The sequence below is a fragment of the Zhihengliuella alba genome (assembly GCF_039538765.1).
In the GTDB taxonomy this organism is placed as follows: domain Bacteria; phylum Actinomycetota; class Actinomycetes; order Actinomycetales; family Micrococcaceae; genus Zhihengliuella; species Zhihengliuella alba.
On sequence record NZ_BAABCJ010000001.1, the window covers coordinates 470736 to 484438 of the forward strand.

The window sequence follows — 13703 nt, forward strand, 5'->3', positions numbered from 1 at the left end:
CGGGACGATCCCCTCATTGTCCCATGAACCCGGCTGATACTTTTCTCGGTATGCAGATCAATATGCGTTCGCTGCGGCGTTTCGCCCGTCTCGCCACCCGGGTCTATCGCGAGGAACGGCGGGCCGGGGGCGGTTCTCGCTCCGGAGCCGGGGGCCCGTCTCCGGAGCGCGTCGGGCGCACGGGTCCGGCCGGCACCGGCGCCGGTTCGGGCGACTGGCGCGACGGAGGGTATCCGGGCGATTACACCGGTCCCCTGCGTCCCGTCTACTCCCCCGCGCCGGACGGCTTGCCGGACCCCGGCGAGATCGTCTGGTCGTGGGTGCCCTACGAGGAGGATGCCGGACAGGGGAAGGATCGTCCGGTACTTCTCGTCGGTCACGACGGCGCCTACCTGCTGGGGCTGATGCTGACCAGCAGGGACCGCAACAACGCACAGCGGCACGACGCCGGCTATGTGGACATCGGCTCCGGCCCCTGGGATCCCCGCGGCCGGGAGAGCGAAGTCAAACTGGACCGGGTCATCAGGCTCCTGCCGCAGGGGGTGCGGCGCGAGGGCGCAGTCCTCCCCCGGGATCGCTTCGCGCAGGTGGTCCGCGCGCTACCGGCGTCCGAGTGACCGCACCGTTGCCTCCGGTCACTGACGGGCTCCGTCCGACCGCGCACGGGCTCGCACCGGCCCCCGGCTCCCCGGCGTTGCCGCGGAGGCCGTGTACGGCTAGTATGGATAGCTGAGTGTCCGCGCAGGTCGGCGGATGCGTCCTCCGGGGTCGCCAAAGGTATCCCCACGCCGCTCAGTCAATGGCTTCGGAGGAAACCCTCAGACCTTATCCGCAAGAGCAAGAGAGTTTACCTAAGTGGCAAACATCAAGTCCCAGAAGAAGCGCATCCTCACCAACGAGAAGGCCCGTCTGCGCAACGCCGCATACCGGTCCGAGCTGAAGACCCTGATCCGCAAGGTCGGCGCTGCTGTTGAGTCCGGTAACCAGGAGGCCGCCCAGGCCGCCCTGGCCTCGGCCAGCCGCAAGCTCGACAAGGGTGTCAGCAAGGGTGTGCTGCACAAGAACCAGGCTGCTAACCGCAAGTCGGCCATCTCCAAGAAGGTCGCCTCGCTCTAGGCAGTCGGGCAGCTCAAGCTTCGGGCGGGTCGTTCCTCACGGAACGGCCCGCCTTTTGCTGTGCCCCTGCAGGGCCTGCCCGGGCACAGCCGGGCTGCTCCCGGTCGGCCTAGCGGCCGGCGGCACGGGCGATCCGGGCGACCGCCCGCTCGATCGCGTACTCGGGATCGCGCGAGGCGCCCTTGACCATGGCGTCGGTCTCGGCGAGCAGTTGCAGGCAGGCCGCCAGATCGCTCTGGGACCAGTACCGGGCCTGTTCCTGAGCCTGCTGGATCTGCCACGGCGGCATGCCCAGCTCCTGCGCCAGCTGCCCCACCGACTTCGGCTGGCCCGCCACCTTGGCGACCTGACGCAGCTTGAGGGCCAGCGCCGCCACGATGGGCACGGGGTCGGTGCCCGTGGCCAAGGCATGCCGAAGCGTTGACAGGGCCATCGCGCCCCGACCCGACAGGGCGGCGTCGGCGACTTTGAAGCCGGTCGCCTCCACCCGGCCTCCGAAGTACTGGTCCACCACCTCGTGGGTGACCTCGCCCGTGGTGTCCTGGATCAACTGACTGCAGGCCGCGGCGAGCTCGGACAGGTCGCTGCCGACCGCGGCGACGAGCGCACGGGCGGCCTCGGCATCGATGCGCCGACGCCCCTCCTTGAACTCCTGCGCGACGAACTCGAGCTTGTCGGAGTCCTTCTTCAGGGGCTGGCACTCCACCACCACAGCGCCCGCCTTCTTCGCCGCGTCCAGCAGCTTCTTGCCGCGGTTGCCGCCGGAATGGTGCAGGACCACGCTCGCGGTGTCCGCGCCCTGCTGGAGGAACTGTAGAGCGTCCTCGAGGAAGTCCTCATTCATGGCCGCCAGACCGCGGACCTCGATGTGCTTGTCCTCGCCGAACAGGGAGGGGCTCGCCGCCATCAGCAGCTCGCCCCTCCCATAGGTCGCGGCATCGAACTGTGTCACCTCGAGGTCGGGCTGCTGGTCCAGCAACCGGCGGCGGACGCGGTCGAAGCTGCGGGCAGCGATGAACTCCTCGGGTCCGGTGAGCAGGATCAGCGGCACGGGCTCGAGGCCACGCCAAGCGTGCGGATCCGCTCCGGTCCGGCCGCCGGAGCGTCGCGTGCGGGGGGCAGCCATGGTTTCCTCCTGGGTCGGGATCGACAGTCGATCCTATCGCGGGCGATGCTGCCTGTAGCGGCCCCTGGTCGCCGGCAGGGACCGCACCACTAGTTCCGCTCCGGCGTCGCCCGGCTCCACCGACAGCAGGAGCGTGCCATGCTCATCCGTCCGGAACAGCGGCACCCCCGCCTCCCGGAATCCGGCCCGGATCTCGGGGGCTGGGTGTCCATACGTGTTGTCGGCGCCCACGCTGACGACCGCCGCCTCGGGATCTGCCGCTTCCAGCACCTCCAGACCACCGTTGCGTGCGCCGTGGTGAGCGACTTTGAGGACGTCGACATCGGGCACGACGCCTCGGTCGACCAGGCGACTCATCGACTGCTTCTCGATGTCCCCCGCCGCCAGCAGGTGTAGTGGCGCAGGCGCTCCGCCGAGCCGAACGAGGAGGACCAGCGATGCATCGTTCTCGCTGGGCGGGTTCTCATCAGGGATAGGAGAGAGCACCTCCCAGGAGACGGCGCCCGAGGAGTCACGGTGGCCGGCACCGACGCGCTGCGGTTCGACGCCGGTGTACTCGGTGACCGCCCTGCCCCACTGGGCGCCGGCTGCGGTGTCGCTGGTCGCATAGTAGATGTTGCGAATGGTTGCGGTGTCGGCCACTTCCCGCCACGCACCGTAGTGGTCTGCATGGAGATGCGTGACGAACAGGATCTCCAGGGTCGTGACGTCGAGAGCCCGCAGGCAGTCCACGACTCGTTCCGGCTCGTTGCCCACATCGATCATGGCGGCCCGGTGATCGCCGAGGTTCAGGAGCATCGCATCACCCTGGCCCACATCGCAGGCTGCGATACGCCAGGGTCCCACGGCTGGCTCGACCCAGCCCGTGCCCGGTTGGACCGTGCCGAGGAGGACTGCGGCGGCGACGACGCCGGCGATCGCGCCCAGGAACCTGCGCCTGCGTCGCTCCGAGGAAGCGAACCAGACCGCGGTCAGCGCCAGGAGGACGATGGCGACGGCGACCAGTGCTCCCCACATCCCCTCCGGCCAGGGAACGCGGGCCTGGGGCCAGCCCGCGACGGCTGTTCCCACGACACCCACGGCGTGGGCGGGCAGGCCCGCGGTCCAGACCAGCGGGGCAACGACGACCGCCGGCAACGGTCCCAGGACCAGGGCCAGCGTCCCCACGACCGTCACGACCGGTACCAGGGGCGCCACGACGAGGTTGGCCAGGACCGAGTAGGTCGAGAACGAGGACGCCATCTGGAGGATGACCGGCTGGCAGAAGAGCTGGGCCGCGATGCTGATCGCCAGCCCCTCCGAGAGCCACTGGGGCAGAGCCCGGCCCAGGAGGAGCGCCAAGGGGCGGCCGAGCAGGACGATCCCCGCGGTGGCGAGCACCGACAACTGGAACCCTGGCTCGGCGGCGAGATCTGGCTCGAACGCCAGCAGCAGCACGATGCAGGCGCACAGGGCGGCGAACGCCCGGCGTCCGCGTCCACCGAACACGGCGGCGCAGGCGATGGCGCCCATGGCGGCCGCGCGGATCACGCTCGGGTCGGGGCCGACCAGAATGACGAATCCCAGAAGCGAAGCGGCCGAGGCGATGAAGCCGAGGCCGCGCGGCATCCGGCAGAGCCGTGAGATCCAGAGGACGGTCCCCATGACGAGCGCGCAGTTGGCGCCGCTCACAGCCGTCAGGTGGGCGAGGCCCGCCGTCTTCATCGCCTCCTCGAGCGCGAGGTCCTGGCCGCTGCGGTCCCCCATGACCATCCCGGGCAGGAGGGCGCGCCCGTACTCGGGCAGCTCTCGGACCGCCGCGCCGAAGCGGGAGCGCAGACTCTCGACCGGTCCGGTGCGCGCGTCGCCGACGATGTCCGGTGGTGCCGCCGTCTCGGCCCAATAGCGGTGAGTGTCCCCCGCCTCCGCGGGGGACAGCCGGATCAGGCCGTACACCCGGTCGCCGGTGTCCAGGCCGAGGTCCTCGCCTGCGGGACCAGCCCGGTGCACCGGCGGCTCGATCCGCAGCACCACGGGAATGCTGCCGGCGTGCCACCGACCGGCAGAGTAGTACCGGTCGATGCGCGCGTCGGCGATGACGACGTCGGCGCTCCGTCGATCGTCCGCGGCGCCCGCCCCCTCGGCGTTCCTGGATGCCCCGTCCCCTGCTCCCCCGTCCTCTGCTCCCCCTTCGCCGCGCCATCGTTGCTCCCGGGTGCTTCTCCGTGGCTCGCCCACGACGGAGAGTTCCGCCCGCACCGTTCCGAGGGCTGCCGCGTGCTCGTCGAGCCGCGGTGCATGACCGGCCGCGGCGCCCGTCGCCACTGTCAGCCCGACGAGGACGAATCCGGCCGTCGCGACCGCGAGCGGGCCCCACCAATGCGACCACCAGGCCACGACGCCGGACCCCCGGCACAGGGCCCAGACGGCCCCGACGACCAGTGCGGCGCCGACGGCGACCGCCCCCGCAGCGATGGTCGGGTCTCCCCGTGGGAGGAGCGTCGCGGCCGCCCAGGCCCCGACGACGCCGCAGAGGCTGCGCGCGTCCAGCCGCGTGGCCTCCCGGAGCCGGTGGCGGAGGGCGACGGCCGGCTCGGCCCGGCTCGGGCCGGCGCTGAGCGCAGCCCCGGCCCGCCGCACTGCCCTCCCGGCCGCCTCGATCCTGGTCAAAACGAGACCAGACCGTCGAGCTGCTCCATCATCGCGGGGCCGATGCCCGAGACAGCGTCGACGTCGGCCAGGTCGTGGAAAGCCCCGTTGGCCTCACGGAACTCGACGATCCGGGCTGCGAGGGCGGGTCCGATGCCGGGCAGTTGCTCCAGCTCGGCTGCGTCGGCGGTGTTGATCGGGACGATTCCCCCGCTCGCGGCCGCGCCGGCGGAGGGGGCCCCTCCCGGGAGGCCCGCGACCGCCTCCCCGACCGTCGGGATGAGGATCTGCTGGCCGTCTACGGCCTCCGCGGCCAGGTTGACGGCGCTCGTCTCGGCCTCGGCGGTCGGGCCTCCGGCGGCCTCGACCGCGGCCTGCACACGGGCACCGGCCGGGAGCTCGTAGACTCCCGGGTGCTGGACGGCGCCGGCGACATGCACCAGGACGACCTCCGGTGCGGCCACTGCAGACGCGGAGGCTCCTCCCGCCCCCGCACGGGACTCGGCCGAGGGCCGCGACGACCGGTCGGTCAGTCCGGGCTGCGGCGCGCCGCCGTGGTCCTCGCCGGCGCTCCCGCTCCGGCCCGCACCGGCTGCCTCCTCCTCCGCGGACCCGCCAGCGGACTCGCGCTCCAGCGCGACGGTCCCGACAGTGCCCGGGTTCAGGACGAGGGGCCGCACGACCAGGCTCACCGCGACCCAGGCCAGGACGCCCACCAGGACGCAGAGCAGCACCCCTCGGCCGAAGGTCAGCCGGAACCGCGGCGGGGGCGGCGGTTGGCTCCCGGCCCCGGGACGTGTCTGCCAACGATGACGAACCATGGCCCCGACGCTAGGGCGGCATGGCGAGCGGGCCGCGGGGCACGGGGTCCCCTGTTGACGCCGCCGCCACAGGCCAGCGCTGTGGAGGGCGAGTCAGGCGACGACGACCGCCACGACGCCGATGCCTGTGTGGGCGCCGAGCACGGCGGGCAGGGGGACGAGCTGCACGTCCTCGGCCGCCAGTTCCAGCAGCTCGTGGCGGATCTCCTCCGCCTGCTCGGGCGCTCCGAAGTAGTGGAGGGCGATGCGCGGCGGCCGCCCCGAGGCGGCCACGGCCTCCGCCTCCGATCTCGCGACGTCGACGAGCCGAGCGACGGCGCGGGCCAGGGTCCGGGGGTTCTCGCGGGCCTGGATCGCGCCGTCCCGGACGGTGAGCAATGGCTTGACGGACAGCATCGTGCCGACCACCGAGGCGGCCCGCGAGATCCGGCCGCCGCGCCGGAGCTGCTCGAGGCTGGGCACCACGAAATCGATGCTGGGCAGCCGCGTCGGCGCCGCCGCCGCGGCGACCTCGTGGGCGCCGCCACCGGCCGCGGCGGCGCGCAGGGCGTCGAGCACCAGGTAGCCCTGGGCCAGGCCGGCCGTGCGGGAGTCGACGACGGTCACCTCGATCCCGTGCTCCCGGCGCGCCTCCTCCGCCCCGACCCGTGCGGCATCGACGGTTCCGGAGAGTCGGCCCGAGAGGTGGATGGAGACGACGGACCGGTATCCCGCTGCAGCGAGTGCGGCGTAGGCCGTGGCGAACGCGCCGGGCCCCGGCCGGGAGGTGGTGACGGGGGTCCCGCTCGCGAGGGCGATCGCGAGGCGGGTCGCGACGTCGTCGTACCCCTCCTGGAACTCCTCCCCGGCGATCAGGACGGGGATCGGGACCACGACGACGGACTCGCCGTGCGGGGCGAGCCATTCGGCGGGCAGGCCCGCCGCACTGTCGGTGACGACGGCGACGTGCCGAGGATCCCGCGGGGGGTCCCCGGCGCGGCGCGCCTCGGCGGCCAGCCCGCGCAGGCGCGCGAGCCAGCCCCCTCCGCTCGTCCCGCGCACGGCCGCCACGTCGTCAGCCCGTGACGATGTTGACCAGCTTGGGGGCACGCACGATGACCTTGCGCGGCTCCTGGCCGTCGAGGATCCGCTGGACGGCCGGGGACGCCAGTGCGGCCTCGCGCAGATCCTCCTCCGAGACGTCCGGGGCGACCTCGAGCCGGTCGCGCACCTTGCCCTTGATCTGGACCACTGCGACGACGGTGTCCTGGACCAGCAGGCGCGGGTCGACCGTCGGCCAGCCCGCGTTCGCCACCGACGGCTCGTGGCCGAGCCGGGCCCACATGTCCTCGGCGGTGTACGGGGCGAAGAGGCTGAGGATGACTGCGGCCGCCTCGACAGCCTCGCGCACGGCCGGATCCGCGCCGCCAGCCCCCGCGTCGATCGCCTTGCGGGTCGCGTTGACCAGCTCCATGAGCTTGGCCACGACGACGTTGAACTTGCCGGCGTCCAGCAGCTCCGCCGACTCGGCGACGGTCCGGTGGGTCACCGATCGCAGCGCGGCGTCGCCACCCGCCGGGTCGGTGCCGGGCTCGCTGAGGACATCGCCGGCCAGACGCCACGCGCGGGCCAGGAACTTCGCGGATCCGGAGGGCGAGACGTCCGCCCAGTCGACGTCGTCCTCGGGCGGGGACGCGAAGATCATGGTCAGGCGGACGGCGTCGACGCCGAAGAGGTCGAGCTGCTCGCCGAGGTCCACGCCGTTGCCGAGGGACTTGCTCATGGCCTTGCCGCCGTTGAGGACCTGCCCCTGATTCAGCAGTGCGGCGAACGGCTCGGAGACGTCGAGCAGGCCGAGGTCGTGGATGACCTTGGTGAAGAAGCGGGCGTACAGCAGGTGAAGGATGGCGTGCTCGACGCCGCCGACGTACTGTCCGACGGGCATCCACTGGCGAGCCGCCTCGGGGTCGAACGGGCCCTCCGTGTAGTCCGGGGACAGGTAGCGCAGGAAGTACCAGGAGGAGTCGACGAAGGTGTCCATCGTGTCGGTGTCCCGCTGGGCGTCCCCGCCGCACCGCGGGCACTGCGTGTTGACCCACTCGGTGGCCGCGGCCAGGGGGCTGGTGCCCTGCGGGGCCAGGTCCTCGCCCTTCATGTCCTCGGGGAGCCGGACCGGCAGCTGGTCGTCCGGGACGGGGACCTCGCCGCAGTCCGGGCAGTGCACGATCGGGATGGGCGTGCCCCAGAAGCGCTGCCGGGAGAGCAGCCAGTCGCGCAGTCGGAAGTTCACCGTCCGCTCCCCGGTGTGGGCGGCCTCGAGGATCTCGACGGCGCGGGCGATCGCCTCGGTCTTGCCCAGCCCGTCCAGATCGCCGGAATTGACCAGGGTGCCCTCGCCGGCCGTCGCGACGCCGGTCTCGGCCGGGTCCTCCTCGCCGGTCTCGACGACGGCGCGCACGGGCAGGTCGAACGCCCGCGCGAAGTCGAGGTCGCGCTGGTCGTGCGCCGGGACGGCCATGATGGCGCCCGTTCCATAGTCGGCCAGCACGTAGTCGGCGGCCCACACCGGGAGCTTCTCGCCGGAGAGCGGGTTGATCGCGTAGCGCCCGGTGAAGACGCCGGTCTTCTCGCGCTCGGTCGACTGGCGCTCGATCTCGCTGAGGGCCTTGATGCGCTCCTGGTAGGCGGCGAGCTCGGCACGCCGGTCCTCGGTGACCAGCTCGTCGGCGAGGTCGGCGTCGGCGGCCACCACGAAGAACGTGGCCCCGTAGAGGGTGTCCGGCCGGGTGGTGAACACCGTGACCTTCTGCTCCGGGCGGCCCTCTGCGGCCTCGACGGCGAACTCGACGTGTGCGCCCTCGGAGCGGCCGATCCAGTTCTTCTGCATCAGCAGGACCCGCTCGGGCCAGTGTCCCTTGAGCTGGTCCATGTCCTCGAGCAGCCGGTCCGCGTACTCGGTGATGCGGAAGTACCACTGGTTGAGCGACTTCTTGGTCACCGGCGTCCCGCAGCGCTCGCAGGCGCCGTCGACGACCTGCTCGTTGGCGAGCACGGTCTGGTCCTTCGGGCACCAGTTCACGGGGTGGTCCTTGCGGTACGCGAGCCCCTTCTCGTAGAAGCGCGCGAACAGCCACTGGGTCCAGCGGTAGTACTCGGGATCCGACGTGTGCAGCCGGCGCGACCAGTCCGCGCTGATGCCGTACCGCTTGAAGGACGCCGCCTGGGTGTCGATGTTCTTGTAGGTCCACTCGGCCGGGTGCGCGTTGCGCTTGATCGCCGCGTTCTCCGCGGGCAGGCCGAAGGAGTCCCAGCCGATCGGGTGCAGGACGTTGTAGCCGCACTGGCGCCAGTAGCGGGCCACGACGTCGCCCATGGCGAAGGCCTCCGCATGGCCCATGTGCAGGTCGCCCGACGGGTACGGGAACATGTCCAGCACGTAGCGCCGCTCGCGGGTGTCGTCCTCGGCAGCGGCGAAGACCCCCGTCTCCTCCCACACCGGCCCCCACTTCGCTTCGATGTCCTTGAAGCTGTACGTGGCCTCTGGGGTTTCGCTGTGCTGCGTGCTCACGGGTCGATTCGCCTTCGCTGGTTGGACGGGTGCGGGAGATTTCCTCCCAGACAAACAAAAACCCCTTGTAGACAAGGGGTTGCCGCACGGTCAGCCCCGGCTGGCGGGGCTCCGCGCGGCTACGTTAGCTGGAGGGGCAGATCCATGCGGTCAGTTTAGCGCACCGGGGACGGAGTGCGACGGCGGCGCGCACCGCCGTCGCACTCCCCCGCCCGGGCGCTGCCCGCCCGCGCGGGAGGGCCGGACTCAGCCGGCGACGTCCTCGTCGACCCAGTCGAGAGTGCGCTGGACGGCCTTGCGCCAGAGGCGCATCTGGCGCTCGCGCTCGGCCTCCTCCATCGCCGGTTCCCACCGCTTGTCCTCCGACCAGTTGGCGGTCAGCTCGCCGAGATCGTTCCAGAAACCGGTGGCCAGGCCCGCCGCGTAGGCCGCGCCCAGGGCCGTGGTCTCGATGATGCGCGGACGCACGACCGGGACTCCCAGGATGTCCGCCTGGAACTGCATCAGCGCGTCGTTGGCGACCATGCCGCCGTCGACGCGGAGCTCGCTGAGCGGGACGCCCGCATCGGAGTTGACGGCGTCGAGGACCTCGCGGGTCTGGAAGGCCGTGGCCTCGAGGGCGGCGCGGGCCAGGTGGTTCCGGTTCGCGAACCGGGTCAGGCCGACGATCGCCCCGCGGGCCTCGGGCCGCCAGTGCGGGGCGAAGAGCCCGGAGAACGCCGGGACGATGTACACGCCGCCGTTGTCCTCCACGCTGCTGGCGAGCTCCTCGATCTCCGGGGCCGTGGCGATGATGCCGAGCTGGTCGCGGAACCACTGCACCAGCGAGCCGGCGACGGCGATGGACCCCTCGAGCGCGTACACGGTCCGCTCCTCGCCGAGCTTGTAGGCGACCGTGGTCAGCAGCCCGTTCTGGGAGCGGACGATCTCCTCGCCGGTGTTGAAGATGAGGAAGCAGCCGGTGCCGTACGTGTTCTTCGCGTCGCCGGTGCCGAAGGCGGCCTGGCCGAAGGTGGCTGCCTGCTGGTCGCCGAGGATGCCGGCGACGGGGACCTCGCGCAGCAGCTGCGAGCCCGCGACGGTGCCGTAGACCTCGGAGGAGGACTTGATCTCCGGCAGCATCGACGCCGGGACGCCGAAGTCGTCGAGGATCTCCTGATTCCAGGTCAGGGTCTCCAGGTCCATGAACAGGGTGCGCGAGGCGTTGGTGACGTCGGTGGCGTGGACGCCGCCGTCCGTTCCGCCCGTGAGGTTCCAAAGGACCCAGGAGTCCGTGGTGCCGAACAGCAGGTCGCCGGCCTCGGCCCGCTCCCGGGCGCCGTCGACGTTGTCCAGGATCCACTTGACCTTGGTCCCGGCGAAGTACGTCGCCAGCGGGAGGCCGACACGGTCCTTGTACCGGTCCGTTCCGCCGTCGGCGGCGAGCTCGTCCACGATCCGCTGGGTCCGCGTGTCCTGCCAGACGATCGCGTTGTAGACCGGCTCGCCGGTGTTCCTGTCCCAGACGACGGCGGTCTCGCGCTGGTTCGTGATGCCCACGGAGTCGATGTCGTGCCGGGTCAGGTTGGCCCGGGAGAGGGCCTGGCCCACGACCTCGCGGACATTGGTCCAGATCTCGGCGGGATCGTGCTCGACCCAGCCGGCGCGGGGCATGATCTGCTCGTGCTCCTTCTGTCCGACCGAGACGATGTCGCCCGAGTGGTCGAAGACGATGGCCCGACTGCTGGTGGTACCCTGGTCGATCGCGATGATGTAGCTCATGGGGTCTCCTTTGACTGGTGAGTGTAGGCGGATGGCTTGGTGATTAGAAGGCCGCGCCGGCGACGAGGCCGCCGAGGGCGCCGCCGATCAGCGGGCCGACGACGGGGACCCAGGAGTAGCCCCAGTCGCTGCTGCCCTTGTCCTTGATGGGGAGCAGCGCGTGCGCGATGCGGGGGCCGAGGTCGCGGGCCGGGTTGATGGCGTAGCCGGTCGGTCCGCCGAGCGACGCGCCGATCGCGAGCACCAGGAGACCGGCGGCCAGCGGGCCCAGGGAGTGCGGGGTGTCGCCGAACCGCGCGATCACGAAGACGAGGAAGAAGGTGCCGACGACCTCCGTGAGCACGTTCCACGGCTTGTTGCGGATCTCCGGGCCGGTCGAGAAGACGGCGAGCTTGACGGCAGCGTCGTTGCCGTCGGCGTCGAAGTGGTTGCGGTAGGTCAGCCAGGTGATCACGGCGCCCAGGAACGCGCCGAGCATCTGGGCCGCGAAGTAGAGGAGCGTGCTCGCCAGCGTGATGGCGACGCCCGGCGCGTACTCGGTGACGTCCGGGTTCGCGAGGAGCCCGACCGTCACGGCCGGATTGAGGTGCCCGCCGGACTGAGCGGCCACGAAGACGCCTGAGAAGACGCCGAGGCCCCAGCCGAAGTTGATGAGCAGCCAGCCGCCGTTGAAGCCCTTCGTGCGGGCCAGGACGACGTTGGCGACGACGCCGCCGCCGAACGCCAGCAGGGTCATGGTGCCGAGCATCTCGGCGAGGAACACTTCCATAGTCATGGTTGACTCCGTTGTCAGTCGGGGATCGTTGGTTCTCGGTGGTCCAGGGGTGGTGGCCCTGGTGGGCGCCGCGGGCGCGGGACGTCATGCGCCTCGGGGCGGGTCTGTGGCCGGCCGGCCCTGTCGGCCGCGACCCTCGTCGGGCGGCCGGCCGAGGCGGTCAGGCCAGTGCGACCTGGTGCAGGCGCTCGAGCACCGACACGCTGCCCGCGAGCTCGGCGTCGCGACGCGCGGCGTCCCAGCCGAGCCGGTCGGCCAGTTCGTCGGCCAGGTGCTCGAGCAGCTCCTGGGTCACCAGGCCGCGGAAGGCCAGGGACGTCCGGCGCACGAGGACATCGACGAGTCGGAAGACCTGTTCGTTCGCGACCAGGTAGTCGAGCTCACCCGTGGACAGCTCGTTCGGGTTGCCGAGTCCGCGCACCGGGGCGTCCTGTGCGCCGAGGTACGGCAGCACGTCGTCGGCCCGGGTGCCGTAGCGCTCGAGCAGCAGGTCGAGGCGCTCCGCGCTCGCGAGTTCGGTGCGCGCCGAGACCCAGGCGCGGCGCCCGGCGTCCGTCGTCGGGTAGTTCCGTCCGCCGCCGATGGCCAGGCCGCGGGTCTGGACCGACCGCTGGAGGCCGAGCTCGCTCAGGACGTCGTCGGTCAGGTGCTCGGCGACCGCACGGAAGGTCGTCCACTTGCCGCCGACCAGCGAGAGCACGGTGTTCCCGTCCTCGCGCCGCTCGATGCGGTAGTCCCGCGAGACGAACCCCGGGGCCGTCTCGTCATGCCGCGGCAGGGGGCGCACGCCGGAGAAGCGGTAGACGATCTGCTCGCGCTCGACCGTCAGGCCGGGGAAGACGTGGCCGATGAGATCGAAGAAGTAGTCCACCTCGGCCTCGGTGCAGACGGCCTCCTCATCCATGTCGGCGTCGATGTCCGTAGTCCCGACGAGCACGCGGTCGCCCAGTGGGTAGATCAGCACGATCCGGCCGTCGGTGTGCTCGAAGAAGATCTCCCGGCCGGCGCAGGCGGCATGCAGCTCGGGATGGTCCAGCACGATGTGCGAGCCCTTGGTCCCGCCCATGTACCGGGTGCCGCTGCCGAGGTCGGCGTTGGTCAGGTCGGTCCAGGCGCCGGTGGCGTTGACGACGACGTCGGCGGCGAACTGGAACGACTCCCCCGTGAGCTCGTCGCGGAGGGTCACCTGCTCGCCGTCGCGACCGACGAGGGCGACGTGGTTGGCGGCCCGGGCGCGCGGGTTCGCGGCGAGCCCGTCGAGCAGGACGTCGAGGGTGAGGCGCTCGGGGTTGTGGACCGAGGCGTCGAAGTACGTCGCCGTGTACTTCACGTCGGGGCGCAGCGCCGGGAGCTGCTCGAGGCTGGCACGGCGGCCGTGGAACGTGTGCCACGGGGTGCGGCGGCGCAGACCGGCGAACGCGTCGTACATCGTCAGCCCGAGCTTGATCAGGACGGCGCCGCGCTCGGTCGGCTTGCCGGAGCGATGGGTCAGGAAGCGCATGGGCGCCGACATGATGCCGGAGAACGTGGAGAAGATCGGGATGGTCGTGCGCAGTGGCTTGACGTGGTGCGGCGCGACGGCGAGCAGCCCGTTCCGCTCCTGGACCGATTCGCGCACGAGGCGGAACTCGCCGTTCTCCAGGTAGCGGATGCCGCCGTGGATCATGTGGCTGGAGGCACCGGAGGCCCCCTGGCAGTAGTCTCCGCGCTCGACGAGCGTCACGTCGACGCCCTGCAGGGCGAGATCGCGGAAGGTGGCGACTCCGTTGATGCCGCCTCCGACGATCAGCACGCGGGCCCGCGGGCGGTCTCGGAGCTGACTGACGATCTGGCGGGTCTGGTCGGTGTGCACGATGCGGTGGACTCCTAGGTCGGGAACTCGCGGCCCCGTCTGGGGGGCGCGGCTTCAGTCTTGGAAACCGGTGCACA

10 protein-coding genes are annotated in these 13703 nt (G+C 71.5%); 2 read left to right on the top strand and 8 right to left on the bottom strand.

Annotated elements, in window-relative coordinates; genetic code table 11:
* Nucleotides 1-23: 23 nt before the first annotated feature.
* Nucleotides 24-617 (top strand): type II toxin-antitoxin system PemK/MazF family toxin, encoded by a 594-nt coding sequence (locus ABD784_RS02110; RefSeq protein WP_344879259.1) that lies wholly within the window; start codon nt 24-26, stop codon nt 615-617.
* A gap of 238 nt (nt 618-855) precedes the next feature.
* Nucleotides 856-1116 carry a 30S ribosomal protein S20 gene (rpsT, locus tag ABD784_RS02115; RefSeq protein WP_344879261.1) on the top strand — a complete coding sequence of 87 codons (261 nt, stop codon included), beginning with the start codon at nt 856-858 and terminating at the stop codon, nt 1114-1116.
* Between the two features lie 109 nt (nt 1117-1225).
* Here rpsT and holA read toward each other — a convergent pair whose 3' ends face one another.
* The 8 genes from holA to ABD784_RS02155 form a co-directional block, all read right to left on the bottom strand.
* A complete protein-coding gene (gene holA / locus ABD784_RS02120; RefSeq protein ID WP_344879264.1) occupies nt 1226-2242 on the bottom strand; it encodes a DNA polymerase III subunit delta in 1017 nt (338 codons plus the stop codon).
* A 33-nt stretch (nt 2243-2275) separates the two neighbouring features.
* The gene (locus tag ABD784_RS02125; RefSeq protein WP_344879266.1) at nt 2276-4891 is read right to left on the bottom strand and encodes a ComEC/Rec2 family competence protein; all 2616 of its coding nucleotides are present in this window, start codon (nt 4889-4891) and stop codon (nt 2276-2278) included.
* Nucleotides 4888-5691, bottom strand: a complete 804-nt coding sequence (locus tag ABD784_RS02130; RefSeq protein ID WP_344879268.1) for a ComEA family DNA-binding protein — start codon at nt 5689-5691, stop codon at nt 4888-4890. Before ABD784_RS02130 ends, ABD784_RS02125 begins: the two co-directional genes overlap by 4 nt.
* A gap of 93 nt (nt 5692-5784) precedes the next feature.
* Nucleotides 5785-6732 (bottom strand): DegV family protein, encoded by a 948-nt coding sequence (locus ABD784_RS02135; RefSeq protein ID WP_344879272.1) that lies wholly within the window; start codon nt 6730-6732, stop codon nt 5785-5787.
* Nucleotides 6733-6745: 13 nt separating this feature from the next.
* A complete protein-coding gene (gene leuS, locus ABD784_RS02140; RefSeq protein ID WP_344879274.1) occupies nt 6746-9238 on the bottom strand; it encodes a leucine--tRNA ligase in 2493 nt (830 codons plus the stop codon).
* Between the two features lie 246 nt (nt 9239-9484).
* A complete protein-coding gene (glpK, locus tag ABD784_RS02145; RefSeq protein ID WP_344879277.1) occupies nt 9485-10999 on the bottom strand; it encodes a glycerol kinase GlpK in 1515 nt (504 codons plus the stop codon).
* Between the two features lie 43 nt (nt 11000-11042).
* Nucleotides 11043-11774 carry an MIP/aquaporin family protein gene (locus ABD784_RS02150; RefSeq protein ID WP_344879280.1) on the bottom strand — a complete coding sequence of 244 codons (732 nt, stop codon included), beginning with the start codon at nt 11772-11774 and terminating at the stop codon, nt 11043-11045.
* Between the two features lie 160 nt (nt 11775-11934).
* Entirely contained in the window at nt 11935-13626 is a 1692-nt protein-coding gene (locus ABD784_RS02155; RefSeq protein ID WP_344879283.1) for a glycerol-3-phosphate dehydrogenase/oxidase, read from the bottom strand.
* Nucleotides 13627-13703: the final 77 nt, after the last annotated feature.

Coding starts and splice junctions, on each gene's coding strand:
- ABD784_RS02110 (WP_344879259.1), top strand. CDS start 24: ATGAACCCGGCTGATACTTTTCTCGGTATGCAGATCAATATGCGTTCG.
- holA (WP_344879264.1), bottom strand. CDS start 2,242: ATGGCTGCCCCCCGCACGCGACGCTCCGGCGGCCGGACCGGAGCGGAT.
- ABD784_RS02130 (WP_344879268.1), bottom strand. CDS start 5,691: ATGGTTCGTCATCGTTGGCAGACACGTCCCGGGGCCGGGAGCCAACCG.
- glpK (WP_344879277.1), bottom strand. CDS start 10,999: ATGAGCTACATCATCGCGATCGACCAGGGTACCACCAGCAGTCGGGCC.
- ABD784_RS02150 (WP_344879280.1), bottom strand. CDS start 11,774: ATGACTATGGAAGTGTTCCTCGCCGAGATGCTCGGCACCATGACCCTG.